This is a genomic window from Pedobacter sp. HDW13, from assembly GCF_011303555.1.
In the GTDB taxonomy this organism is placed as follows: Bacteria; Bacteroidota; Bacteroidia; order Sphingobacteriales; family Sphingobacteriaceae; genus Pedobacter.
Genome location: NZ_CP049868.1, coordinates 2,096,576 through 2,122,825 on the forward strand (window position 1 = coordinate 2,096,576; position 26,250 = coordinate 2,122,825).

A 26,250-nucleotide genomic window follows, 5' to 3' on the forward strand; every position below is an offset into this window, starting at 1 on the left:
AATGCGTTGGTTAATACCCAAAATTATAAAAAAGAAATTTTCAAAACACAGCTTATTTATTAATTTAGATTCAAATGATAACTCTCGAGAACGAATACGTAAAAGTTGGCTTATCGGCCAAAGGTGCCGAATTGCAAGGCTTGTACAGTAAAGAAACCAATATTGAATACCTGTGGAATGCCGATGCAAAATATTGGGGCAAACATAGCCCGGTATTATTTCCGATTGTTGGCTCGTTAAAAAACAATAGCTTTAATTATAAGGGAAAAAATTACGAGTTACCTCGCCATGGTTTTGCACGAGATTATGTTTTTGAAATTGAAAAAACCACCGAAACAGAGGCCGTTTTTACTTTAACACAAAATGAAGCAACCTTAAAAGTTTATCCTTTTAACTTTGAACTGAAACTGAAATACAGGTTAATAGACAGAAAACTGAACTTAACCTACGAGGTAATTAATACAGGCGCCGAAGAACTGCTTTTCTCAATTGGGGCACATCCCGCTTTTGCAGTCCCCAATACTCCAAATACCACTTACGAAGATTATTACCTGGCCTTTAATGCGGATGAGCGTCTAACCTCCTGGAAACTGGAAGATGGCCTGGTTGCCAATGAGACAGAAAACATTGAACTGGGCGGGCATAAATTAAACCTCACGCACAACTTGTTTTACAACGACGCACTGGTTTTTAAAACCTTACAGAGCAACTGTATTAGTTTACTGAACACTAAAAACGATTTTGGGCTGCATTTCCATTTCGAAGACTTTCCGTTCTTCGGTATTTGGGCTGCTATTGATGCGCCTTTTATTTGCCTGGAGCCCTGGTGCGGCGTAGCCGATGGTGTAAACCACGATCAGCACCTGGAACGGAAAGAAGGGATAATCAGATTGGATGCCGGTAAAAACTGGGAGCGCTTTTGGGAAGTGGAGTGTTTTTAAAGGATTTTCATTTCTTAATCTAGTTTAAGAAAAATGTGAGCCGCAGGTATTAATTTGCTGTTTAAATAATTATCCCACGAAATGAAAAACAGTGCACATTTTCCTCAATTATTTCTTCGCCTGGCCCTGGGCATAGGTTTTATTTTACCCGTTATGGACCGCTTTGGCTGGTTAGGCGCACCGGGCAGCCCAACTGTTGGCTGGGGCAACTGGAGCATATTTTTAGATTACACCAATTCATTAATGCCATTTTTAAGCAGGTCATTAGCTAACATTATGGCTATTATTGCTACAGCCGGCGAATTGGTTTTTGCCGTTTTGCTCCTTATTGGCTACAAAATAAGGCTTGCAGCAATAGGTAGCTTTCTGCTTACTCTGATCTTTGCACTATCTATGTTAATATTTGCAAATTACAGGGCACCGTTTAATTATTCTGTGTTTGTAGTGAGTACATCGAGCTTACTGCTGGCCACAATACCTGATTATAAATGGGCTATAGAAGCTAACAATAAAATTAAGCAGAACCAATTTAGTAATTAGCCGATCAAATAAAGCGCTTCCTGGTTTTGAAAAAGCACCCCCGGTGTAGTAAAAACCCTTACACGCTAAAGGGTATTTTTACCTTTTAGTTTGTTCGTAACATGTTGATAACTATATTTATATCGTTAAAATTAAATCAACGGGACGATTTAGATTAAAACAACAAAGGTCTTTCAGCAATGGAAGACTTTTTTATTTTAAAAAACACGCTCCAGAGAGCGTGTTCATTTAACGGTATTTTGCGGGACGATTGAGAAGTAATTTAAAATATTTGTTTAATACCCTCACACAAATATCAAAAAGATAAGCGAGCTATTTCCATTCAGTTTTATTCATCTGAAAAATAGCACCTTACAAAAAATCAGCCGTTTAAATGAACAAAGCATGTTTTAATGAATAAATGATTTTCCACGATAGAATAAGGTGCATCACCTGGTCAAAAAACACCCTTACATTTGTCTCAACTGCCCCCATTTTAAACCAGTAAAGTCTGTAATTTAGTATCAACAAAACGAAAAACATTATGGCAGCAATGCACCCTTATTTAAACTTCGATGGCAAGGCCGAAGAAGCTTTTAACCACTACAAATCTGTTTTTGGTGGTGAGTTTACCTTTTTTGCGAGAATGGGCGATGCACCTGAAAGCGACAAACTATCTGAGGCAGAAAAAAACCGTGTAATGCATGTGGCACTGCCGATTAACGGGCACACCATTTTAATGGCTTCTGATTGCGTACCATCTGCAGGCCATGTACTTACAGAAGGAAACAACATGTACATTAATTTACAGGCCGAAAGCCGCGATGATGCCGACAGGTTGTTTAATGGTCTTTCAGCAGGTGGAACCATTGAAATGCCAATGGCTGATATGTTCTGGGGCGATTACTTTGGCAGTTTTAAAGACAGGTTCGGTATCCAGTGGATGGTTAACTTTACCACCAACGGTTAAAAAATATGACTAGTCCTGAGAAATATAAGCGGGACTAGTCAATTTTACTCAATTCTGTTACCAAATCTTGAAAGCCAGGGCGCTTTGCCACATCCGGCACCAAACAGGCATCCCTCAGTGCAGCTATACTTTCTAAAACTTTTCTGGTAATAGATTGCCTGTGCAACGCCAGTAAATCATCGAGCAGGTAACCATAGGCCAACACTTCAATGCGTTCTAATGCAAAAACCAGTTCTGCGCTAAGCTGATTATAAAAACTGGCTGCACCAAAATCACCGAATAAAGCACTTCCTTCATCATCAATCAAGGTGTTGTGCGCGTATAAATCGCCATGCATAATCCCTGCGCTGTGTAACTGATTGGCCAGCGAAGCAATTATTCTTGCAATACCTAAAACCTGTTTTTCAGTCAGTACCCGATCAGCAGGAAAAACATCGCGTGTACAACTCTCTAAACTTGGCGGATTGCCCAGGTTATAAAAATGATGCGGGATAAGTTCCATCACCAAACCTTTTTTATCTTCAGGGTGCAATGCAATCTGCCCAATCAGGTTAACCAGCCCGGGGTGAAAACCCGCAGCAATATAAGCCATCATTTCATCTTCCGGCAACCCATCGCTGGTTACATCTCCTTTAAAAATCTTAACCGCTACCTCCTGTATTTCATCACTAATGGTGCGGTTGGCTTTCGAAATCACACCCGATGCGCCTTCGCCCAATACATGGCTGATTTCCAGATCATGCCAGTTGATGGCCGAAAGTTTTTCAACAGCAGGGGTTTTACTAAAATTATTACCAGAAAAGGCAATCCACGCTAACTTAGGCATGGTGGCTATCCATTGTGGCAACTCATGCAGCTTATTTGCCGCAATACGCAACAAACCCAGGTTTTTACATCGGCTAAGCGTTTCAGGCAAAGCCACAAGTCGGTTTCCTGCCAGCATAAGTTTTTCCATGCGTGGGCAAAAGCCAATTTCATCAGGTAAGGTGGCGATGTTGTTATTGGTTAAAATCAGCCAACGGAGATTAGGGTTTAATGCCTTGGCTGGCACTGTTTCGATCTGATTAGACTTAAAACCTACAATTTCGAGCTGAGGGCAATCGGCCAGTACCTCAGGCAGCACCTTAAAATGATTTTCAGAACAAAAGAAAATCCGTAATTTCTTTAAGCGGCCAAAATCTTCGGGCAAGGCAAACAGCTTATTAAACGAAAGATCCAGTACCTCCAGTGTATCGGCAAGGTCGAATATGGCTAAAGGGAAGTGGGTCAGGTTTTCAGTTAATTTTAACGATACCGATCCATTAAGTTCACCGCTTTGCAGTTGTAATAAGGTTTGCCCCATAATGTACTTCGATTTTAATTACACGCGAAGATACCGCTATATAAGGAAATGAACACTAAACAGCGGAAACTATATTAAAATAAAAGAAAATAGATTTTATCTATGTTTATTTTCTTCAAACAATAAATTCAAACTGATAATACAATCATAAGAAGCTCATCATAAGTTTCATCGGCCCAACTCCGATTTATTTTTTATTTGCATTAGTAAATTATAGCGCTATATTTACAAAAAACTTTAGGGGTGCCTAGTGCTGAGAAATACCCTTTGAACCTGATGTAGTTAGTACTGCCGAAGGGAAAAGTGAGTGCAACATCTGTTGCCGTCTTTTCGTACCCTGTTAGGGGCAATCTCTATAGTTTTTCCAATTTTTTTAAACATGGAAGTAACTATAAACAATCAAAACCATTTTCTTGGCGAAGCCTGTTCTATTGAACGCATGCTTAATTATCTGGCAGTTTCAGCAACCAATGGTCTGGCCATTGCCGTTAACCAAACTATCGTGCCGAAATCGAGCTGGCCTGTGCATGCCTTACAGCCTGGCGATCAGATTATACTCATTAAAGCCACTCAGGGCGGATAAAATCGACGAATGATTGGATTTAAATGAGTTAATTGAAGATACAGTCCAATTAATCCTTCATTCATTCGTCAATTCTGTCATTCAATCACTCAATTATTCCCCATTCAATCATTCAGTCACTCTTCTAATATGAAACAAGAAAAAACCCCTAACGCCGAAGCAATCAGCCGCAGCCCGTTTCCGGCATCTACCAAAATATTTGTGCCCGGCAAAATCCACAATATACATGTGGCCATGCGCGAAATCCGCTTAACCGACACTAAAATCCATAATGGATTTGGTTTAACCGAGCCAAACCCGCCGGTAACGGTGTACGATACCAGTGGCCCTTATACCGATCCTAACGCGGCTATTGATGTAAGGAAAGGTTTGCCACGCCTGCGCGAGCAATGGGTAAAAGACCGCCTGGATGTAACGCAGCTCGATCAGCTATCATCGGCATATGGACAGCAGCGCCTGGCCGATAGTAAACTCGATATTTTAAGGTTTAACCATATCAATAAACCTTATCAGGCAAAGGCAGGCGCCAATGTATCGCAAATGCATTACGCCAAAAAAGGCATTATAACTGCCGAAATGGAATATATTGCCATCCGCGAAAACCAGCAGATCGATATTTTAAACGAACAGCTTGGCAACCAGCACGAGGTAATGAACCACCAGCACCAGGGCAACAGCTTTGGCGCCAATACCCCAAAAGGCTACATTACCCCCGAATTTGTACGGGCAGAAGTGGCCGCAGGCCGTGCGGTAATTCCATGTAACATTAATCACCCCGAACTGGAACCGATGATTATCGGCCGTAATTTCCTGGTAAAGATCAATGCCAATATTGGTAACTCTGCAGTTACCTCAACCATTGAAGAAGAGGTAGAAAAGGCCGTTTGGGCATGTAGGTGGGGCGCCGATACAATTATGGATTTATCGACAGGAAAAAACATACACGAAACCCGCGAATGGATTATCCGCAATTCGCCGGTGCCTATTGGTACCGTTCCTATTTATCAGGCATTAGAAAAAGTAAACGGGAAAGCAGAAGACCTTACCTGGGAAATCTTCCGCGACACGCTTATTGAGCAGGCAGAGCAGGGGGTAGATTATTTTACCATCCATGCCGGCGTATTGCTTCGTTATGTGCCATTAACAGCCAAAAGGATTACCGGTATTGTTTCGCGTGGCGGATCGATCATGGCCAAATGGTGTTTGGCACACCACAAGGAAAACTTCCTTTACACCCATTTCGAAGAAATCTGCGAAATTATGAAAGCTTACGATGTGGCGTTCTCATTAGGCGATGGTTTAAGACCGGGCTGTATTGCCGATGCAAATGATGAAGCGCAGTTTTCGGAACTCGAAACTTTGGGAGAACTAACCAAAATTGCCTGGAAACACGATGTACAAACCATTATTGAAGGTCCCGGGCACGTACCCATGCACCTGATTAAGGCCAACATGGAAAAACAACTCGAACACTGCTCGGAAGCGCCTTTTTACACCTTAGGCCCCTTAACTACAGATATTGCACCGGGTTACGATCACATTACTTCGGCCATTGGCGCCGCCATGATTGGTTGGTTTGGAACCGCTATGCTTTGCTATGTAACCCCTAAAGAACATTTGGGCCTACCGAACAAAAAAGATGTGAAAGACGGGGTAATTACCTATAAAATTGCTGCCCATGCGGCTGATTTGGCCAAAGGCCACCCGGGCGCGCAATACCGCGACAACGCTTTAAGTAAAGCACGTTTCGAATTTAGATGGGAAGACCAGTTTAACCTTTCACTTGATCCTGATACCGCTAAGGAATTTCACGATGAAACCCTGCCGGCCGAAGGCGCTAAGATTGCCCACTTCTGTTCTATGTGCGGACCAAATTTCTGCTCTATGAAAATCACACAAGATGTGCGCGAATATGCCGCACAACAAGGGCTGGAGACCGCAGATGCACTGACCAAAGGAATGCAGGAAAAATCGAAAGAGTTTACCCAAAAAGGAAGCGAAATATATTCATAAAACACAATGGAACTGATTGTAATTGCGCATCCAAAGATTTTAAAAAATGAAACCTTATTGGTAAACCAGCTTTTTGAGGCTGGTTTACCTGTTTTTCATTTGCGCAAACCAGAAGCAGATGAGGCGGCGCACGGGAAATTTATGGATGGTATTTTACCCGAATACCATAACCGCATTGCCTTACATCATTTCCATTCCTTGGCAGGCGATTATAACATTAACAGAATACACCATACCGAACGTTTTAGAAAGAACAGTACTTTTGGTGATTTTACCCAGCCTTACACTTTCAGTACCTCGATACACAAAATGGCAGAAATTGATCAAATTGACCAATACCATTACAGTTTCTTTGGTCCGGTTTTCAATAGTCTTTCCAAACCGGGTTATGCGGGTATTGCCCATAACGGATTTAGCATAGATAGGCCCAAAACCACTAAACTGATTGCGCTTGGCGGTATTGAGATAAACAACATAGACCAGGTAAAAGCCATGAACTTTGATGGAATTGCCCTTTTAGGCAGTATCTGGAACGATCCGGCACAGGCTTTAAACAACTTTAAAAAAATACAGGAAAAATGCCAGCACCTTTTAACCTTACAGCAATGATCCACCCCCTACAATATATCTCACAAGCACCCAAAACCGGTACCCATTTAGATGCCATTGAGCAGGTACTCCAGGCAGGAGGAAAATGGATCCAGCTTCGCATTAAAAACCTACCCGAAGCCGAAATACTGCCTTTTGCTTTATCGGCACAGGAATTATGCAAGCGTTACGACGCAAAATTAATTGTGAATGATTACCCGCACCTGGCCAAAGCTGCCGGTGCCTTTGGTGTTCATTTAGGCCTGCAGGATATGCCTGTACCCCAGGCCCGGCAAATTATCAACCCCGATCAGATTATTGGCGGCACCGCCAACACTTTCGAACATATTCTACAACGCGTGGCCGAAGGAGTTGATTACATTGGCCTTGGCCCTTTCAGGTTTACTCGCACCAAAGAAAACCTGAGCCCCATAGTTGGCCTCGAAGGTTACCAGAAACTAATGGAGAAGGTAAAGAAAGCAGGCATTACCACACCAATTATTGCCATCGGCGGAATTGAAGCCGAAGATATTGAGGCCATTCTCGAAACAGGTGTATATGGTATTGCAGTATCGGCAGTATTGACCAACCAAACCCAAACATCGGCTGTATTAGCTGATATGAACAGCAAATTAGCCTTGAACTCTTTTTAAAAAATTATGTTAAAAATAGCAGATCAAACCTTTAGCTCGCGTCTTTTTACCGGAACCGGAAAATTCAGTTCGGCAAAAGAAATGGAAAGTGCCTTAATTGCTTCGGCCTCCGAACTGGTTACTGTGGCGCTTAAACGCGTTGATTTAAAAACCAAAGATGATGACATTTTGCATCACCTAAAATACCCACACATTAACTTACTGCCCAACACCTCGGGGGTACGCAATGCCAAAGAGGCCATTTTTGCCGCACAACTGGCACGCGAAGCTTTGGAAACCAACTGGATTAAACTCGAAATTCATCCCGATCCCAAATATTTAATGCCCGATCCCATTGAAACGCTGAAAGCTACCGAAGAGCTGGTTAAAATGGGTTTTGTGGTGCTGCCTTATATCCATGCCGACCCGGTTTTATGTAAACGTTTGGAAGATGTAGGCACAGCAGCTGTAATGCCGCTCGGGTCGCCAATTGGCAGTAACAAAGGACTAAAAACCATCGATTTTTTAGAAATCATCATCAGCCAGAGCCGGGTACCCGTAATTGTTGATGCCGGAATAGGTGCCCCATCTGATGCCGCCAAAGCCATGGAAATTGGTGCCGATGCCGTGCTGGTGAATACCGCCATAGCCATTTCTAAAAACCCAATCAATATGGCAGTAGCTTTTAAACTGGCTGTGGAAGCCGGCAGAATGGCCTTCGAAGCTAAACTTGGCGCGCAGCAACATTATGCCGCAGCCAGCAGTCCACTAACCGCATTTTTAGATGATGAGTTTTAATTCCCTATTCGAATCGTATAACTGGGACGATACCAAAGCCAGTATTTACGACAAAACAGCGGCCGACGTTGAGAATGCCCTTGTCACGCAGCAAAGAAGCCTTGAAGACTTTAAGGCACTCATTTCGCCTGCTGCTTTGCCCTACCTCGAAGATATGGCGCAGATTAGTCAGCGGCTAACCTTAGATCGTTTTGGCCGTACCATACAGATGTATATTCCGCTGTATCTATCCAACGAATGCAACAATATTTGTACCTATTGCGGTTTCAGTTACGACAATAAGGTAAGACGCAGAACGCTTAACCCGATGGAAATTATGCAGGAAGTTGCCGTAATTAAAGGTATGGGTTACGATCACGTGTTGCTGGTTACAGGCGAAGCCAACCAAAGTGTGCATACCGATTACTTTAAAAAAGTGCTCGATCTGATCAGCCCGCATTTCTCGCACATTTCGATGGAAGTGCAGCCCCTTGATGTGGCCGATTACGAAACGCTTATTCCGCACGGCTTAAATACCGTACTGGTTTATCAGGAAACCTACCACCAGGACGACTACCGCAAGCATCACCCGAAAGGTAAAAAATCGAACTTTTTATACCGTTTGGAAACACCAGATCGTTTGGGGCAGGCAGGCATCCATAAAATCGGGCTAGGGGTTTTAATCGGCCTGGAAGACTGGCGTACCGATTCGTTTTTTACGGCGCTGCACCTTTCTTACCTCGAAAAGCAATACTGGCAAAGCAAATTCAGCATTTCTTTCCCCCGTTTACGTCCGTTTAGCGGAGGTTTAGAACCCAAAGTAGCCATGAACGATAAGGAACTGGTTCAACTGATTTGTGCCTACCGTTTATTTAACAGCGAAGTAGAGCTTTCCATTTCTACCCGCGAAACCATGGCCTTCAGAAACCAGGTAATCAAACTTGGCATCACCGCCATCAGTGCAGGTTCAAAAACCAATCCGGGTGGTTATCAGGTAGAGCCGCAATCGTTAGAGCAGTTTGAAATATCAGACGAGCGTTCGTCACAGGAAATTGCGGCCATGATCAGAAAACAGGGCTACGAACCCATTTGGAAAGACTGGGATATGAGTTTGATCAACAAATCATGTTAATAAAAGAAGAACAACAACGCTACCAGCGGCAAATGCTATTGCCCGAATTTGGGCTTGAAGGGCAGGAAAAACTGAAAGCCGCCAAAGTACTGGTTATCGGCGCCGGCGGATTGGGTTGCCCCGTACTGCAATACCTGGCAGCGGCGGGCGTAGGCGAAATAGGTATTGTAGATGATGATGTGGTAGAGTTGAGTAACCTGCACCGGCAAATCCTATTTAATGCTGCCGATATTGGCCTGTCAAAAGCCACTGTGGCCTGCGCAAAACTAAAACTGCTAAATCCCCATCTTAGCCTAAACAGCTACGTACAAAGATTCGATGCCACCTGCGCCAAAGATATTTGCAGTCCTTACAATCTGGTAGTAGATTGTTCTGATAATTTCGATACCCGTTACCTTGTTAACGATACCTGTGTGGCCTTGGGCAAAACCCTTGTATTTGGATCAATATTAAGATTTGAAGGACAAATTGCCGTTTTTAACCATAACGGCGGGGTAAATTACAGGGATTTATACCCCGAGCCACCCAGCGAAGATATTAGCTGTGCCGATGGTGGGGTAATAGGCACCCTACCCGGCCTCATTGGTTTATACATGGCCAACGAAACCATTAAACTTATTTGTGAAGTAGGCCAAACCCTGGCCGACAAACTCATGAGTGTTGATCTGTTAAACAATACCAGCTACGTGTTTAGCATTAAAGCCGATACAACGGCAACAAACAATAAGCCTACTCAAATAAAAAACGAACCGCCCATAAAAGAAATAGACCGTCAAACCTTAACGACCTGGCTGGAAACAAAACCCAAAGAGGTTTGCTTAATCGATGTACGCGAAGCCTACGAGCACGAAGAACACAACATTGGAGGGATGCATATTTCCCTATACGATTTAAACAACGCTATCGACCGTATTCCGGCTGGCAGGCAGGTGGTATGTTACTGCCAAACAGGCCAAAAGAGTAAAATGGCGGCTAAGTTGCTCCAACCGTATTATAACGGTGAAGTGTATAGCTTGAAAGGTGGAGTTTAAGTTAAATCCATATGCTGATCCGATGTAAAATATAGACAGGGTGACGATAGAGAGGTGATCACTTTCCTAATCCGTCATTCCGCGTAGGGCGCAGAAAACCCAATCCGTCATGCTGAATTTATTTCAGCATCTCTCCATTGCGCAGCTTAGTTAAGAAGAGCCCCTGAAACACTCGTCCGATCAGGCGGGCGGAAGTCAAAGTGACGTATAGTGAAGGCCTGCGGCAGCGGTAAATACCGCACTTTCGTTCGGTTTTAGAAATACCATCTGCTTAGCAGAAGTAACTTTACCAAAGCCGGCAACAACCTTTACACTTGTTTTATCGTTATCGAGCCCGATATGAAACGAGGCACCCAATACCTTGATGCTAACTGCGCCCGAACTAACAATAAATGGGTGTTTATGGTCTTTGGCCACCTTAAAAAAAGCCCCCCTTTTACTAAGGTTACAGCCCTTACCTGATGCGCAAAACGCTGCGGATAGCGAAACGTTGAATGAGCTGCAAGGTACACTACACTTCCATCAGCCAGCTTTACCGAATCGGTAGCAGCCGCTGTACTGAGTGTAACTTCTTTCGGGTTAATTTTAGCATTTAACAAAATCCCTGCACCCACGATAAGCACAACCAGCGCAGCCGCAGCGTACTTGATGTAGCTCGTCCACGATTTGGCAAAATGGGCCTGTTTTTTAATCTGGGTATATATGCCTGCAGAAACCGCTGCTTTTTTACCCATCTGCTCCCCATCCCATTCGGCACGCTGGTATTCTTCGCTAAAGAAATGATCGAGCAATCTTCTTTCTGCTTCAGTAATGGTTCCCTTTTCTTCTTTTTCTACCAGGTACTCCAGGTAGTGCATTTCTTTTTCGATCATAGTACTAATATTCGTGTATAAGTACCAAATGAGTCAAAATAGTACTATTGCTGCCTGTTATTAAATCGTTAAGCTATGTTTAAGCAGTATTAACAGGTAAATGCCAAAAGGCATAATAAGTCCCGATGTTTCGTTGGTATGAAACCTCAATTGCTTTAAAGCTGATGTAAGCTGGTTTTTAACCGTTTGTTTAGAGAGGTTAAGTACTTTGGCAATTTCATCAATATCCATCTCCTGTATTTTGCTCATTACCAAAATCTCTTTCCTTTTTTCGGGCAGGCGCTGCAGCAGTCCGTACAGCTGATCCATCAGTTCCGTTTCGAGTGTACCCACATTATCGATCAGGTAATTTTCAAAATTATCTTCCATAATGGTGGTATCCGTCTTTTTCCGCCGATATTCTTTTAAAATCTGGTTTTTAGCGGCCCTAAACAGGTAATTTTCTATCGAAACAATGTTTACTTCGGTCTTGCGCGCCCACAGATCAGTAAAAATATCCTGCACAAAATTCTGCGAAAGAGACTCATCCCTGGTCATCCGAAAACAGAATGCATACAGTTTCTCCCAATGGCGGATATAGATGTATTCAAATTCTTTCAAGCAGATCATAGGGGATGATTAATTTTTAAGCCTAAGAAATGAAAAAGATGTGGCCTGAATTTTACTTGAAGGTTATGTTTTAATTAAATTTTGGCGTTTAGCCGGCATGTTCCGAGAGAGAAAGCTAGCCGAGCCAGCTTTTTTTAAGCTACCCAACCGAAAAGTAAATGCCCAAACAGGCTTTTGAACTAAATAGTCGATTTTCAGGCAATTATACCCGATTTTCTACCTTTTATTTAAGGATTTTCATCTTTTTTTAAAGTAGAATATAGCAGTTTTGATTTAACCAAACCCATATCCTTTCCGGCTTCGGGGAAGATATGAAAACCTTATAGGCAGGCTGTCCCCAAAAGCAGGCTTATAAAACAAATTAACCAAAACGATTAATTATGAAAAAACCACTACTTCACAAACATGGCTTTCTGAAGGTTTACCAGGCTTCGATCCCAATTCCTTTCGGCTGTTTGTTACCAGGCGTACTGTTGCCCCTGCAACCTTACCACCGAACGTACCTAACAGCACTATTATGCGGTGATGCCAAAATCCTAATGTTTCCAGTTCAAGGCCAAAATTTACAACCGAATTAAGCAAGCCCCCAAATTTTAAAGGTAAAAACAGTTAAACAGTTTACCCGGTGCATAACACCATGAAGAGCAGCTACAAGCCCTTTTCATGCTGTTGATGTAATAGCCACAATAGTGGCCCGGTAATTTATTGCCCTGCCGAAAGGTGTGGGTGGATCTGTATTGCTGTTTTTAAATAGACAAGCCAACAAACATGATATAAAATGAACAAAAAAAATCAAGCATTGGATCCATACCTAAACCCGTTTCAACCGGTATGTTTATTTAAAAACATCCCCAAAAAAATGGGTTTATTTTTAGTGCTATCCACCATGATTAACTGTGCAGTTAACCTTAAATCGTACGGAAAAAGCGCAGTTAACCCGGTTGGCATCTGCTTTCAGGATACCACCAAAAAAGCAAAACAGCCAGCTGCCATCGATTCGGTGGTATTGGTAAGCTATGTATCCAAAAGAAATACAGATACCGTAAAACTCAATCAGGTAAGCAAATATCCTTTTATCTCCCTGCAACAAGCCTTAAAAAGCAATACTAAAGGCTTGTATGTGCAGGAAATTACCGGCGAGCCGGGCAGTGCCAACCAATCGATGCTGTTACGAGGCTTAAGCCGTCCTTTACTTTCTAAAACCAATGTTGCAGAATCGCAGCCTGCTGTTTTTATTAACGGTATTCCTTTAATCGGCGATAATCCTTTTGTTTATAATGTACAGGAATACGATTTTTCGCCAATAGGGCCCGCCACCAATCTGTTATCTGCCATCGATCTCGATAACATCCAATCTATAAACGTAATCAGTAATTTGGCAGCCGTTTCTATTTATGGTCCGCGCGCTGCCAATGGCGCCATCTTAATTACCACCAAAAATGCACATCAGGGCAACCGCGAAATTTCGGTAAACAGCTATTTCGGTTTTGCCAGTAAAAACAAGGTAACCACCACCAATGGCCGCGACGAAAGCCTGTTGCGTAGTATTTTTTACAATAAGTATGCTAAGCCCGAAGATTTCGACAAATACCCGGCTTACCTGGCCGATGCCACTAACGAAAACTATTACGGCCGTTCAGACTGGACCGACCTGTACTACAAAAACGCAGCACTGCATACCATCAATGCCAGCATAACCGGTGGAACCTCGCGATCTAACTTCAGATTTTTTGCCGGCAATACTTCTAACGCAGGCAATGCCGACGATACGCGCCTGAACCGCTACAATGCAGCTTTCTTTATCAATGTACTGCCGCTGAAATGGCTCACCATCTCAACCATGGTTAATGCTACCCGCCTTAACCGCGACCGCAACCGCTCATTGCGCGATCGTTTTGCAGAAATGCAATACGTACCCGACCTCATTAGCCCCATAGCTCCAAATAAAACCATTTATGGCAATTACCTAAGCGAGTACGAAAACAAAACCATCGATAACAATATCAACAATGTAATACAAGGCTCGTTCTCGGCCAATGCCAGGTACATGAACTTCGATTTCATTAGCCGCGTATCGTTTGATTACAATGAGGGCATGCGCGATTTATTTTACCCCACCACTTTAATGGATGGAAACAACTACGTATCTAATTTTTATGCCTACAACCAGCGTTTAAACATCGATAACTCCATTGCTTACAATTTTAAAGTAAACAAAGCCCACGTATTTAAGGCATTGTTCGGCCATACGCTTTCGCGCGATGTAAATAAATACAACTACCTGCAGGGCTATAAAGGTACCAGCGATTATATACGGATTAACAGTGTAGATGGCGATGTTAATGAGAAAGACTATTTACAACCTCAGGGCTTTTTCACCAAAAAATTTACCGATAAACAAAAAATCAACATTAGCTCTTTATACGGCAGTTTTGATTATACCCTGAACAACGAGTTTTTTGCTACCCTGGTAGCCCGTACCGATGGCGCCTCGAACATGCAGGCCAATAACAGGTGGTTCTTTTCGCCATCGGTAAACACCAAATGGGACATTACTAAATACCTTAAAAGCGCTGTACTGAATAACTTAAGCTTAAACGCCTCGTATGGCCGTTTAGGTACGCTTAACATTACCGATATGTATGGTGCAGGCCCGCAATATGTAAGCGATCTGGGTTGGAGCTCCAATAAATCAGTAGGTTCTTATGGTGGTATTGGTACACTTTCTCGCCCGTACAGCTCGGGCTGGATTGGTTACGATATTCCATGGGCCTATGTACAGGCACTTGAACTAGGCGCCGATGCCGCTTTCTTAAACAACAGGTTGCAAACCCGCCTGTCTTTCTATTCTAAAACCAACAAACGCATGCTTTTAGGCGTGCCGGTAAATGCCGAATCGGGCTACACCAAAGAGTACAAAAGCGGCATGGATGTAAACAATAAAGGCATAGAACTGGCACTTTCGGCCGAAATCATTAAGCCTAAAGCCAGTACGCTGGGCTGGAATGCCGATTTCAATATTGCTTTTAACCAAAATACATTAAAAGCCCTGCCCAACAACCTGAACGAGATTACCATTGGCACACAAAAACTTACTGTAGGCAAACCGGTCGATCAGATTCTGGTACTGCAAAGTCAGGGCGTTTACCAAACCGATGTAGATGTACCTGTAAATCCAGCCAACTTCCAGATCATGACCTACAAAGGCCTGAAACTGCATGGTGGCGATCCGAAATGGAAAGACCAGAATGGCGATTACATCATCGATGAAAACGATAAGGTAGCCATGGGCGGTTATATGCCCCGCATTGTCGGCAATTTTAGCAGCACACTGAGCTACAAGGGCTTTAACCTCGATTTCAACATCTACTTCGCCTTAAAACGAAGCATCATTAACCAATCGGCAGCCAACCAGCTCGATTTCATCAACAAAACCGGCAATAACAACATCAACTCGGTAAACGAAATCACTTTCTGGCAAAAAGGCATTAATGTGGCCGATTACCCAATTTACAATCCATGGAGTGCTGTGCAATCGTACCGTACCGATCAGGATATTTTTATCGAAAATGGTTCTTATGCCAAGTTAAGGTCTGTTTCTCTGGGTTACGACATCTCGAGCTTCAGGTATTTTAACAAAACCTTCCGGAAAATTTATGTGTACGCCTCAGCACTTAACCTGTACACCTTAAAAAGTTATACCGGCGGCGATCCGGAACTGGTGAGCTATACCGGCGAAGATACCGGTTATGGCTTGCCAATACCGAGAACATTCACACTAGGTTTAAAAATTGATTTATAAGCACATCCACATGTATAACAAAATAAAACCATCCAGAAACGTAATCAAAAAGATAGGGATGTTTATGCTATTCGGTACGGTATTGCTATCGGGCTGTAACAAAGAACTCGATATCGATTCTACCCACCTGGTAAACGAAAGCAACAACTGGAAAAGTTTAGCCGATGCCCGCTCGGCCCTGCTGGGTTCGTACGGCTTACTCAGGGCTGCACTGGCCGATAATAATGCCCACTGGCTGTATGGCGATGTGCGCATGGGCGATTTTAAAGCCACCTCCCGCCTGGATTTAAAGGCTATTGCCGAAAACAACTTAAATGCACCTTATCCGGTAGTAAAATCATTAAGCAACTGGCGTAAATTCTATGCCGTAATTAACAGCTGTACGGTTTTTATTGATCGTGCCGGCGAAATTTTAAAAAACGACAAGCAATACACCGAAGAAAATTACAAGATTGATGTTGCTCAAATGCGGGCACTCAGGGCCTTTACCTACTTTTACATGGTCAGGATCTGGGGCGATATCCCGCTGATTACGGCCTCTACCGACGGTAATTTTATCGAACGGCCTAAAGTAGCATCAGAAATTGTATTGCAGTTTGCCACCAGCGAATTGCTGGCCGTTGTTAATGCTTTGCCTTACCGCTATGGTGCATTGCAAAACGGTTTCAACCAGCAAACCTATTACGGTAAGGTTGCCCCGTACTGGGATGGTATCTTACTGAACCGCATTTCGGCCTATTCCATTCTGGCACATATTGCAGCCTGGCAGGGAAAATACCTCGATGCCGTTGCCTACTCGAAATTTGTAATGACCAACTTTGGTTTAAGTGGTGCCATTTATACCACCACACAAAACCTCACCAAGGTAGATGGCCTGTTTTATGGCAATAACGCCTCGCAACTGGTAGGCTTTCCGTTTAACTACAATACTGCCGAAATGAGCGCTGTAGGCCATATCGAAGATCTGGCGCTGGCAGCTCCCATCATTTCAAAAGCTGTACCGCAAATTAAAATGCCTGATGATGTAATTGCAAGCATATTTAACGAAGCAAACGACCTCAGGTTCAGGTTCGATCCCCTTACCGGTTTACCCGTATCCGATTATTTCAGCGGTTATGGTACTTCAAACACCGTATTCAGCAAAGTAAAATGTATCCGCAATGCCTCTACCGACGGTACACTGGCCATTTACAGCTCAGCTTTAATTTTTACCCGGATAGAAGAAATTACACTGCTTTATGCCGAATCGCTGGCTGCTATAGGCAGTATGGAAGATGCTACAGATGCTTTGGACATTGTACGCAACAGTCGTGGTATTGGCCTGTACAAGGGTACAAATGCCGGATTGATTGATGCCATTTTTGCCGAACGCCGGAGGGAGTTAATGGGCGAAGGCTGGCGCTGGTACGATCTGGTACGCTACAACAAACTAAAAAACAACGACCCAAAATTTACCGACCTGATTAAAAAAGGCGGCATTTACTGGCCTATTGATGAAGAAGTGCTAAGCACCAATGCAAAAATTACTCAAAACGAATATTGGAGGTAACGATGATAAAAAGTATTAAAAATATAGCCTGCTGTATGGCCATAGCCCTGTTTGCCCTTGCCTGCAAAAAAGACAATGGCGCCTACAACTATGAAAACGAAGCCAATGTATTTGATGGCAATGCTTATGCCTACCTTAAATCGCAAACCGGTAAATACGATTCGCTGCTTAAAGTATGCGAGCGGGTAAGCTGGGCAAAAGATACCTTAAGCAACAGTAAAGCCATTACCGTGTTTTCGCTTACCAACCGCAATTTTTCAGTGGCACTAAACGCCCTGAACAACCTCAGGTTAAGCCAGAATAAAAAAGCATTGGGTATTGCCAATCTGGATGCTGGCCAGCTGGGTATTTTATTAGACCGCTACATTGTAAGCACAAAAATAACCACCGATAGCCTGCACTTTGCTGATGGAGCCTTTTTAACCAGCACCCATTTTAAATATGGCATGAATGCGCAGGAGCTGAACTCGAATGCCAGCGGTTATGTTTTTGGTGGTCCAAAAGGGGTGGTTTACAGCGACATTAAAAACTCGCAGTATACCAAAGAATGGAAATCGGCCACTACCCAGGCGGTAAATATTGAAACCAACAATGCCATTATCCACGTGCTTTCGGCTTCGCACGAATTTGGTTTCGGCGAATTCCTCATCCGATTAAATAAATAAATCATTCAGTTATATGATACCAAGAAATAAATCAATTGCCTTATTTTTTGTAGCCATTGGCGCATTGGCCATACTGGGCTGCAAAAAATTATTGCCGAGCGATACCGATGCCTTTAATAAGGATGCCGGATTTAAACAAACCGTTTACAAACCCATACTGGGCCGTACCACTTTAATGGGCGATAATTTTAATATCGAAAGCTCATCCTTACCACTCACCTTCAAAATCGTGGCCATGCGCAATAGCGATGGCATTACCAGCCCGAGTTGTTAAAACCCTTTCCTGTACTGGTGTGGAAAAAAGCCTACGATGGGAGCGAGAAATCGATTCAGGAAATTGAAGCCAAACGCAGCACCGAGCAGCATACCCTGTTTGAAGTAGGCGAGCACTCGGGCGAGTTTATCATGTGGGCAGAGGCCAAAAGCAATATTGTAAAAGCATTGCCCGATTCGGGCTATGTTTTCGACGTAGAAGTATCGAACAATGGCGGCCGTAAATATTTCAATAACCTGGTATTGCAGCCGCAAAGAGAGCTGCCTTACGAGCCCAACCGCATTAATCCGCTAACCGGGGCCAATACAGGCGGCACCATTACCCCAACATTACTGAACGGTATAGTGGGCGATAAATCCGGACAGCCTTTATCCAGCAGCGATGTAACCATCCTGTTTAATAAAGTGGGCGAAGGCAATTCCATTTCATTTAAGTTTTTAGATACCCTGCTCAAACCCATCGACCCCGCCAAATTTAAACTCACCAATTGGACAAAACTGGTACATGGCTTTAACATGAAAATGAGCACTACGGCTGTAAAGTACGATGCCGCTTATCCCATCCCACTTGTAACCATCCCAACGCCTTACACCAACGCTAACGGTACTCGAGCCCGCGTGGCTTTCGCTTACGATCGCATTGGTTTTGGTGGCTTCAGGGTAGAGGCCAACCTGGGTTTAGACTTTGCCATTTTCGAAAAGGGCGATTGGGAAGTCATTTTCTGGTTTAATAAAGATAACCCGCGGTTTACCAACGACTAATCCCCAGAAAAATAAGTTGAACATGAGTTTTTACAATACAGATATGACTAAAAAATACATCCTAAATTTATTGTTTTTGGTAACGCTGGCAGTATGGGGGGCACAGTATCGGCCCAAACCCTCATCAGCGTAAAGGGTAAGGTGGTAGATAAAAGTGATGGAAACGGCATACCAGCCGTAACCATTATGGCCAGTACCACTACCCGGGCAATAGGAATGACCAGAGATGATGGTTCATTTACGGTAAGCGTACCCGATAACGCAACACTAACCTTCAAATACCTCAATTATAAAAATGTTACGGTAAAGTTAAATGGCAAAAACGACCTCAAGGTTGTAATGGCCGAAGACCGTACCTCATTGGAAGACATTGTGGTAGTGGGTTACGCCCAAAAAACAAAAGAAACCGTAATGGGGCGGTAACCTCATTAAAAGGCAAAGATATCCAGGATGTGCCTGTAAGTAACGTAGCCGAATTGTTTCAGGCCAAAGTACCGGGCTTAAACATCCAGATCAATACAGGTAGTCCGGGTGCGGCACCAACCATTAATATGCGTGGTTTATCCGGCATCAGCGTAACCGGTTCGGGCGATAATGCCTTTTTAACTCCAACCTCACCCTTGTTCGTAATTGATGGGGTACCGGTTGATTTAAATACCGATTACCAGTATGGCTTTTCGAGCAACGGCCCGGGCATTAGTCCCTTATCATTAATCCCACCCGAGGATATTGAAGAAATCAACTTCTTAAAAGATGCCAGTGCAACAGCCCTTTATGGTGCACAGGGTGCTTATGGGGTAATTTTAATCAATACCCGCAGAGGTAAATCGAAAACCCCGATTATTCAGTACTCAACCAACTTTTTCTTCAACACCCCGCCTAAACTGCGTCAGGTAATTGGTGGTGCTGCCGAAAGTAATTTAAGGCTTTGGGAAATTTACACTTATGGAACCAATATATATTCGGCGCGCCAAAGTATCGACAACACACCCATGCTGGCCGATAGTTTAAATGCCTTTTACAACAACTCTACCGATTGGCAAAGCATTTTTTACCGCTCTACCTATAACCAGCAGCACAATGTAAATGCAAGCGGTGGCGACGATTCTTTTAACTATAAAATTAACGTGGGTTATTACAATGAAAAGGGGATTCAGGAAAATACCGGTTTTACCCGCTACTCGCTGAGCATGAATACCCGTTACAAACCCAGTCCTAAATTTAATGTAAACCTTATCCTATCAAGCAGTTTGGGTAACACCCAAAAAGGGAGTGGTAATGGTTTACTGCAAACCGGAGTAGCCTCAGGTGCAGGCTCTTCATCTTTATTGCCCGGCCCCAGTTTAATTAACAGCAGTGCAGCTTTGGGTGCTTTAATTGTTGATAACGACAATAAAGCTGGCAACATTAAAACCAGCGTAGAGGCCCGTTACGAATTTCTTACCGGTTTGGCGCTCTCTAACATCACCAGTTACGATTACTCGATGGGAACCACCGAAACCTTTAACCCCGCCATATTAAATAACAATGTGGCAGGTGTTTACTCGTACAACGATAAGCGCAGCACCTTATACAACAGGGCCATGTTAAGCTTTAACAAATCCTTTCAAAAAGATGTGCATAACCTGGGTGCCTACGTTTTCTCTGAGGTGTATGTGCGCAATTTCCAAGCACATGCCATTAAGCAAAATCAGTATACCAACGATCAGTACCAGGGGCCCTTCGGCACTGCAGCAGCAAGCTCGGGTGGCGGGGTGTTAGATAACTACTCCGATTCGAGAGCAGCATCGCTCGCCGGAAGTTTATCTTACAACTACAAAACCAAATACCTCATCGAGGCTACTTTCCGTTTAGATGGTACTTCGAGTACAGGTTTAAATGCACCATGGGCTAAAAACCCATCGCTGGCTGTAAAATGGAATTTCAACAAAGAAAACTTCCTGGCCAACTCCAAATGGCTCGATGTAGGTATGCTCCGCCTATCGTGGGGTAGAAACATTGCCCCGGTGGGTAGCGTATTCGACGCCAATGGTACTTATGATTATTATGGCAATTACAACGGTATTCCAACTACGGCTATCGATTTTAACAACCTGCCCAACATTAAATTATTGCCCACCTCTACTACCCAGTACAATGCGGGTTTAGATTTAAACCTCTTTAAAAACCGCATTACCCTAACCTTCGATACTTATTACAAAATGGTTGATAACCAGCTTTGGCAAAAGAACATTACTACACACAATGCCTTTACCAAACTTAAAACCAACGAGGTTAGCAACGTAAACATCGGTTATGAACTGGCTCTAAGTTTCAGGCCATTGCCGGCTACCAGCAAGGTAAACTGGACCCTGAGCATTAACGGCGCTTACAATAAGGAAAAAATTACCGCCCTTCCTGATGCTACCCGTCAGATCTTAATTGAGGGAGGCGCTACCGGACAAGCCATATTGTACCGCCTGGGCCGCAACTCTTTAACCAATATCCTTTACAATTTTAAAGGTGTATTTGCTACCAATGATGACGTGCCAGTTAACCCGGCCAATGGTACCCGTTACCATACTTTTAACGGTGCTGTACCCGTGTATTTCAAGGCAGGCGATCCGTATTATGCCGATATCAATGGCGATTACGTACTCGACTCGAAAGATATGGTGGGGGCCGGCAACTCCCAGCCATTAATTAACGGTGGTATCAGCAACTTCGTATCGTACCAGGGCTTTTCGCTTAACGTAATTATGGCTTATACCTGGCACCGCGATATCCTGAACAACCCGCTGGCTTCGGGCTTTCAGAACTTTGCTTCGCCTTTTTCGGCCAATAACCTGGTACCCATAAGCGAATACAATATATGGCGCCAGTCGGGCGATATTGCAAATTATCCTAATCCCTACGATTATTTGCGGTACGGAAACTATGGGGCGACCGATAAATCGACACAGTTTTTGCCTTTCCGTTATAACCAAACCCTGTTTCAGGAAGATGGTTCGTACCTAAAACTGGCTACGGTAACACTGGGTTACAACTTTAAGCCACAGTTAACCAAACGTCTGGGCATTACCAGCTTAAGGGTATTTGCTACAGCCAACAACATCCACACTTTTAGTTTTTACTCGGGTGCCGATCCCGAAACTGTGAGTTCGCTGGGCCGGGATAGCTCTGGTGGTTACCCCGTACGCAGAACCTATGCTTTGGGCTTAAACATTCAATTATAAACAGGAACACGATGAAAAAAACAATATATCTATTAGCAGCACTGCTGCTGTTGAGTGTAAACTTTAGCTGTAAAAAGTTCTTAAACGTAGAGCCGCTCAGTAAACTATCGGGCAACAATTACTGGAAAAACGAAGCCGATGTACAAAGCTACGATTTGGGCTTGTACCGCTTGTTTAGAGAAGCATCGATGAAAAATGTACTTTTCGAAATCGGCGATACCCGGTGCGGATGGGCAAGGTCTTCTGTCAAAAATTATCCGGGCCGGATTGATTTTGACTACATGGCCACCAACAACCTTAAAATGGCCATTGCGGCCCGTGCCGACCGTTCATTACCCGGTTACGAAGCCAATGCCATTAACGAATGGTTTCAGCTAAGATCGAGATATGATCTGATCCAGCAATGGACTCCCTTTTACAAAGTGATCCAGGCGGCTAACATTATGGTAAAAGAGGTAGCAGAAATGCCAGACAACATCCTTACCTCGGAGAAAAAGAAACAATATATTGCCGAGGCTGTTTTTATGCGCTGCATATCTTATTTCTTCCTAACCAGGTTATTTGGCGATGTACCCTATTATACCGAAGCCTATAACCAGGAAGCTTTGCCGCGCACCAACATGGTTACGGTTTTTAAAAATTGCCTTGCCGATTTAGGTGCCGTAAAAAACGATTTGCCCTGGACCTACAGCGATCCCACTTTTAGAGGCATCAGGGCCATGCGTGGTGGAGCCATTGATTTAATGATGCACATGAACATGTGGTGTGCCGGTTTTGATGCCGCCAATTCAGCCAGCTATTACGATGCAGTAGACCAACTCGGTAACGAACTGCAGGATATAGGTGTAGATCAGCAAAAAGCCTATCGCTTAATCCCGATTGAACAAACTTACCTCATCATGTTTGGTAAATCGCAGGAAGGTCTTTTCGAGGTTCAACTGAGCGATAATACCGGCGAATCGGTTGCCGATGCGAGGTATAAATATTCCTTCTCGGTAGTGCATATTCCTTTCTTCCCCAGCGACAGGCCTTATTCGGAAATGGCTTATAAAAGCGATTACATGAAAAGGATTTATCCTGAAGATGGTACCGATAAAAGAAAAACAATCTGGTTTGATGAGAATATTTACGACGAAACAGGCTTGTGGCAGTTCTACAAATTTTTTAACAGGGCAGCACTTGTTCAGTCTCTTGATGATAACCCCATTATTTTCCGTTTGGCCGATGCCATTTTACTGCACGCCGAAGCACTGGCCGAACTGGGCAGGGATGGCGAGGCAGCAACCTTGCTCAACGTAATCAGGGCCCGTGCCGGTGCCGATCTCTTTCCGGCAAACCCGGGCGAAGGGAAAATTAAAGATGCCATCTTTTTAGAAAGAGGGAAGGAACTCATGGGCGAAGGGCACCACTTTTACGATTTGGTACGCACCAGAAGAATTCTCGACCCTAAGTTTACACCTAACCCACTTTCGTTTTCAGCGTTTCAGGCGGGTGCATGGACCTGGCCAATCGACCCCAGTGCAACCCTTAACAACCCCTACATGACTTTGAACAATTACTGGCGTTAACCCATTAAAGCACAACTTAAACATGAATAAGTTTAACAAAAACACACTATTGCTGAGCCTGGTACTTGTACTTACCGGATTAGCCTTTAGCTGCAAAAAATACGAACACTACATTGATGGGGGCGTAAAAGAAGCCAAATTTGAGGGTACCATTTTGCAGTACCTACAGGCCAAACCCCTGCATTTCGATACGCTAACCCAGGTAATTAAACTGGCCGGCATGGAAAGTACTTTTAGCGGCGATAACATTACCTTTTTTGCTCCTACTGATCCAACCATTAACCGCGCTATCCGTACACTGAACAAAGAGCTCCGCTCAACCGGTAAAGATACCGTAAACAAACTTTCGGATATTAAACCCGCGGTATGGAAAACAGCACTTTCGCTTTATGTCTTTAAAGGCACCAACCGTCTTAAAGATTACAGTCAGGTTGATACGCTGGCCCTGAACACCTACAAAGGGCAGGGTTATCTTTCGTACAACGGTGCGCCCTTGAACATTGGCGTGGTGTATAACGATGCCGTAACCAATGCTGGTACTGCCAACGAGGTTAGGGTAAAATATGCAGGCTACAGGCAACTGATGATTTCGTATATCCCCGATCTCTCGCGCCCGCAAGCCTTCTGGATCAACGCACCAGTAGCTTCATCTGATATCAACCCCACAAACGGGATTGTGCACGCACTTAAAATGGAAAAGCACTCCTTTGGCTTTAACAGCGCCTATTTTAATTCGATAGCAATAGAAAATGGAATTGGGAATTAATAAAAACAGCATTATGTTAAGAAATAAACAAATTTTTAAAAATACCCATCTGGTCTGCCTGCTGCTGCTGGCACTTTCCTTCGCATCATGTAAAAAGGAAAATCCCATTAGCGAAGATCCCTATGCAGGAGGTAAAGTAGCGCTGGGTATTAAATTCGCTTCTGATGTAGCCGACACCGAACAGGTAAACGGGGCAACCCAAATTACCTTCGAGGTAACCGGACTCATACCTTTTAAAGACAAGGTTAAGTTTTACATTAACGATACCGAAGCCAGCATTACCAAAATAACCGACAAAGCCATTACCGTACTTTTTCCGGCGGGTGCCAGCACAGGCGGAACTACACTGATTGTAGGCGACCAGATCTTTTTTGGCCCGGCTTACCGCGTAGAAGGCAAGGTTGAGATTGATGCCACTTTTGCTTCAAATACCAGTTTCGCCAGCATCAGGCAGGTTTTACCCTTAGCCAATGGCAACCTGGTAATGGTGGGTTCCTTTAGCAATTACATGGCTGCAGCCACGATCAAAAAGCCCATCAACAACATCGTATTAACTGATGCAAACGGTTTTATTACTTCTGGTTTTTCAACAGGTAAAGGTGCAAATGGCCCCATATCTTCTATCCTCAGGTTGGCAAGTGGACAGTTTATCGTAGGCGGTACACTCACTACTTACAACAACGTTATCGGCATGAACAGCGTAACCCGCTTAAACAGTAATGGTTCTGTCGATTCAACGGTAGTAGAAGTAGTAGGTAAAACCTCCGACCATTCTTACGATACCGTAGCCACCTTTAATGGCGGCGTAAATGGTGTAGTAAACAAAGTTTTCAATTACAACAACAGCATTTATGTGGTAGGCAGCTTTACTAACTATGCCGAATTTTTCTACGAGCGTTCTACACGCGACAATAAAGTAGTGGGCTATACCAAACTCAACAACTTGTTAAAAATGAACATGAATGGTAAAATGGATTCGAGTTATAATTTTAATGTAGCTACCAATTTGCCTTTGGTTGCCGGCAATGGCCCCGTTAGTGATGCATTAATGCAAAGCGACGGCAAAATTATCCTCGTGGGTTCATTTACCACCTATCAGGGTTTAAACAGCAACCGCATTACGCGCATTGGCACCAATGGACTTATAGATCCAACTTACCCTTCGGGCACTGGTGCCGACGATGCCATCAATGCCCTTACCTACAGTGCAACCTCCGGCAAATACCTGGTTGCTGGTGCATTTAGCAATTATAACGGATTTGCCTCCAAAGGCCTGGTGATGTTAAATACCGATGGCACGGTGGACAAAAGCCTGGTGCTTAAAACCATTGAAGGCGGGAACATCAGTAAAGCCTTTCAGTTAAAAAGCGGTAAAATACTCGTATTCGGTTCATTTAAAAAGTACGACGGAATTATCCGACAAGGCTTTATGGTATTAAACCCCAATGGAAGCCTGGCCGCCGGATACAACAATACCGGTAAATTTCAGGGCATTGTAAACGATGTTTACGAAAGCACCGACATTTTTGGTAACCCTACCGCACTTATTGCAGGTACTATTTCTCTTTTCGATAACCAGCAGGTAGCCGGTGCAGTACGCATCTCGTTCAAACCATAATCACGTTGTTAACCAAATAGCTT

General features: G+C 43.7%; 25 protein-coding genes and 1 riboswitch. Of the genes, 20 read left to right on the plus strand and 5 right to left on the minus strand.

Annotated features, from left to right (window positions below):
- The first annotated feature begins 74 nt into the window (after positions 1 to 74).
- The 3 genes from G7074_RS08810 (at position 75) to G7074_RS08820 (ending at position 2,430) form a co-directional block, all read left to right on the plus strand.
- A complete protein-coding gene (locus G7074_RS08810) occupies positions 75 to 941 on the plus strand; it encodes an aldose 1-epimerase family protein (RefSeq protein ID WP_124560964.1) in 867 nt (288 codons plus the stop codon).
- An 81-nt stretch (positions 942 to 1,022) separates the two neighbouring features.
- Entirely contained in the window at positions 1,023 to 1,481 is a 459-nt protein-coding gene (locus tag G7074_RS08815) for a DoxX family protein (RefSeq protein ID WP_124560965.1), read from the plus strand.
- A gap of 523 nt (positions 1,482 to 2,004) precedes the next feature.
- Positions 2,005 to 2,430, plus strand: a complete 426-nt coding sequence (locus tag G7074_RS08820) for a VOC family protein (protein WP_124560966.1) — start codon at positions 2,005 to 2,007, stop codon at positions 2,428 to 2,430.
- 34 nt (positions 2,431 to 2,464) lie between these two features.
- Here G7074_RS08820 and G7074_RS08825 read toward each other — a convergent pair whose 3' ends face one another.
- Positions 2,465 to 3,772, minus strand: a complete 1,308-nt coding sequence (locus G7074_RS08825) for a leucine-rich repeat-containing protein kinase family protein (protein WP_166208021.1) — start codon at positions 3,770 to 3,772, stop codon at positions 2,465 to 2,467.
- A gap of 229 nt (positions 3,773 to 4,001) precedes the next feature.
- Positions 4,002 to 4,089: riboswitch (TPP riboswitch) on the plus strand.
- Between the two features lie 62 nt (positions 4,090 to 4,151).
- Here G7074_RS08825 and thiS point away from each other — a divergent pair.
- The 7 genes from thiS (at position 4,152) to G7074_RS08860 (ending at position 10,528) form a co-directional block, all read left to right on the plus strand.
- Positions 4,152 to 4,355 (plus strand): sulfur carrier protein ThiS, encoded by a 204-nt coding sequence (gene thiS / locus G7074_RS08830; RefSeq protein WP_166208024.1) that lies wholly within the window; start codon positions 4,152 to 4,154, stop codon positions 4,353 to 4,355.
- 129 nt (positions 4,356 to 4,484) lie between these two features.
- Entirely contained in the window at positions 4,485 to 6,368 is a 1,884-nt protein-coding gene (gene thiC / locus G7074_RS08835; RefSeq protein ID WP_166208027.1) for a phosphomethylpyrimidine synthase ThiC, read from the plus strand.
- 6 nt (positions 6,369 to 6,374) lie between these two features.
- Complete coding sequence (locus tag G7074_RS08840; RefSeq protein ID WP_166208029.1) at positions 6,375 to 6,977, plus strand: thiamine phosphate synthase; 603 nt, start codon at positions 6,375 to 6,377, stop codon at positions 6,975 to 6,977.
- Entirely contained in the window at positions 6,947 to 7,609 is a 663-nt protein-coding gene (locus G7074_RS08845) for a thiamine phosphate synthase (protein WP_240916506.1), read from the plus strand. Before G7074_RS08840 ends, G7074_RS08845 begins: the two co-directional genes overlap by 31 nt.
- 6 nt (positions 7,610 to 7,615) lie before the next feature.
- Positions 7,616 to 8,386: a thiazole synthase gene (locus G7074_RS08850; protein WP_124560972.1), complete on the plus strand. Its 771-nt coding sequence runs from the start codon at positions 7,616 to 7,618 to the stop codon at positions 8,384 to 8,386.
- The gene (gene thiH, locus G7074_RS08855) at positions 8,373 to 9,497 is read left to right on the plus strand and encodes a 2-iminoacetate synthase ThiH (protein ID WP_124560973.1); all 1,125 of its coding nucleotides are present in this window, start codon (positions 8,373 to 8,375) and stop codon (positions 9,495 to 9,497) included. Before G7074_RS08850 ends, thiH begins: the two co-directional genes overlap by 14 nt.
- Complete coding sequence (locus G7074_RS08860) at positions 9,491 to 10,528, plus strand: HesA/MoeB/ThiF family protein (protein WP_124560974.1); 1,038 nt, start codon at positions 9,491 to 9,493, stop codon at positions 10,526 to 10,528. The genes thiH and G7074_RS08860 overlap by 7 nt, the downstream gene beginning before the upstream one ends.
- 195 nt (positions 10,529 to 10,723) lie before the next feature.
- Here the strand turns inward: G7074_RS08860 and G7074_RS08865 are convergent, their stop codons facing one another.
- The 4 genes from G7074_RS08865 to G7074_RS08880 all read right to left on the minus strand — a co-directional run bounded on the left by G7074_RS08865 (position 10,724) and on the right by G7074_RS08880 (position 12,591).
- Positions 10,724 to 10,918 carry a hypothetical protein gene (locus G7074_RS08865; RefSeq protein ID WP_240916552.1) on the minus strand — a complete coding sequence of 65 codons (195 nt, stop codon included), beginning with the start codon at positions 10,916 to 10,918 and terminating at the stop codon, positions 10,724 to 10,726.
- The gene (locus G7074_RS08870; protein ID WP_166208036.1) at positions 10,837 to 11,400 is read right to left on the minus strand and encodes a FecR domain-containing protein; all 564 of its coding nucleotides are present in this window, start codon (positions 11,398 to 11,400) and stop codon (positions 10,837 to 10,839) included. The genes G7074_RS08865 and G7074_RS08870 overlap by 82 nt, the downstream gene beginning before the upstream one ends.
- Positions 11,401 to 11,460: 60 nt before the next feature.
- Positions 11,461 to 12,009, minus strand: a complete 549-nt coding sequence (locus tag G7074_RS08875; RefSeq protein WP_166208039.1) for an RNA polymerase sigma factor — start codon at positions 12,007 to 12,009, stop codon at positions 11,461 to 11,463.
- Positions 12,010 to 12,387: 378 nt separating this feature from the next.
- Positions 12,388 to 12,591, minus strand: a complete 204-nt coding sequence (locus G7074_RS08880; RefSeq protein WP_124560977.1) for a hypothetical protein — start codon at positions 12,589 to 12,591, stop codon at positions 12,388 to 12,390.
- A gap of 277 nt (positions 12,592 to 12,868) precedes the next feature.
- On the opposite strand from G7074_RS08880, the gene G7074_RS08885 reads away from it, so the two are divergent.
- The 10 genes from G7074_RS08885 to G7074_RS08925 all read left to right on the plus strand — a co-directional run bounded on the left by G7074_RS08885 (position 12,869) and on the right by G7074_RS08925 (position 26,227).
- On the plus strand, positions 12,869 to 15,811 hold the full coding sequence (locus tag G7074_RS08885) for a SusC/RagA family TonB-linked outer membrane protein (protein ID WP_166208042.1): 2,943 nt from the start codon (positions 12,869 to 12,871) through the stop codon (positions 15,809 to 15,811).
- 10 nt (positions 15,812 to 15,821) lie between these two features.
- On the plus strand, positions 15,822 to 17,360 hold the full coding sequence (locus tag G7074_RS08890) for a RagB/SusD family nutrient uptake outer membrane protein (RefSeq protein ID WP_240916507.1): 1,539 nt from the start codon (positions 15,822 to 15,824) through the stop codon (positions 17,358 to 17,360).
- A 2-nt stretch (positions 17,361 to 17,362) separates the two neighbouring features.
- Complete coding sequence (locus G7074_RS08895; RefSeq protein ID WP_124560979.1) at positions 17,363 to 18,025, plus strand: hypothetical protein; 663 nt, start codon at positions 17,363 to 17,365, stop codon at positions 18,023 to 18,025.
- Between the two features lie 13 nt (positions 18,026 to 18,038).
- On the plus strand, positions 18,039 to 18,299 hold the full coding sequence (locus G7074_RS27090) for a hypothetical protein (protein ID WP_240916508.1): 261 nt from the start codon (positions 18,039 to 18,041) through the stop codon (positions 18,297 to 18,299).
- Positions 18,293 to 19,060, plus strand: a complete 768-nt coding sequence (locus G7074_RS08900) for a DUF5007 domain-containing protein (protein WP_240916509.1) — start codon at positions 18,293 to 18,295, stop codon at positions 19,058 to 19,060. Before G7074_RS27090 ends, G7074_RS08900 begins: the two co-directional genes overlap by 7 nt.
- A 93-nt stretch (positions 19,061 to 19,153) precedes the next feature.
- Positions 19,154 to 19,483, plus strand: coding sequence for a carboxypeptidase-like regulatory domain-containing protein (locus tag G7074_RS08905; RefSeq protein WP_166208045.1), 330 nt, complete (start codon positions 19,154 to 19,156; stop codon positions 19,481 to 19,483).
- 20 nt (positions 19,484 to 19,503) lie between these two features.
- A complete protein-coding gene (locus G7074_RS08910) occupies positions 19,504 to 22,275 on the plus strand; it encodes a SusC/RagA family TonB-linked outer membrane protein (RefSeq protein WP_240916553.1) in 2,772 nt (923 codons plus the stop codon).
- Between the two features lie 11 nt (positions 22,276 to 22,286).
- The gene (locus G7074_RS08915; RefSeq protein ID WP_124560982.1) at positions 22,287 to 23,843 is read left to right on the plus strand and encodes a RagB/SusD family nutrient uptake outer membrane protein; all 1,557 of its coding nucleotides are present in this window, start codon (positions 22,287 to 22,289) and stop codon (positions 23,841 to 23,843) included.
- 22 nt (positions 23,844 to 23,865) lie between these two features.
- The gene (locus G7074_RS08920) at positions 23,866 to 24,609 is read left to right on the plus strand and encodes a fasciclin domain-containing protein (RefSeq protein ID WP_124560983.1); all 744 of its coding nucleotides are present in this window, start codon (positions 23,866 to 23,868) and stop codon (positions 24,607 to 24,609) included.
- Between the two features lie 13 nt (positions 24,610 to 24,622).
- Positions 24,623 to 26,227 carry a DUF5008 domain-containing protein gene (locus G7074_RS08925; protein ID WP_158674074.1) on the plus strand — a complete coding sequence of 535 codons (1,605 nt, stop codon included), beginning with the start codon at positions 24,623 to 24,625 and terminating at the stop codon, positions 26,225 to 26,227.
- Positions 26,228 to 26,250 lie beyond the last annotated feature (23 nt).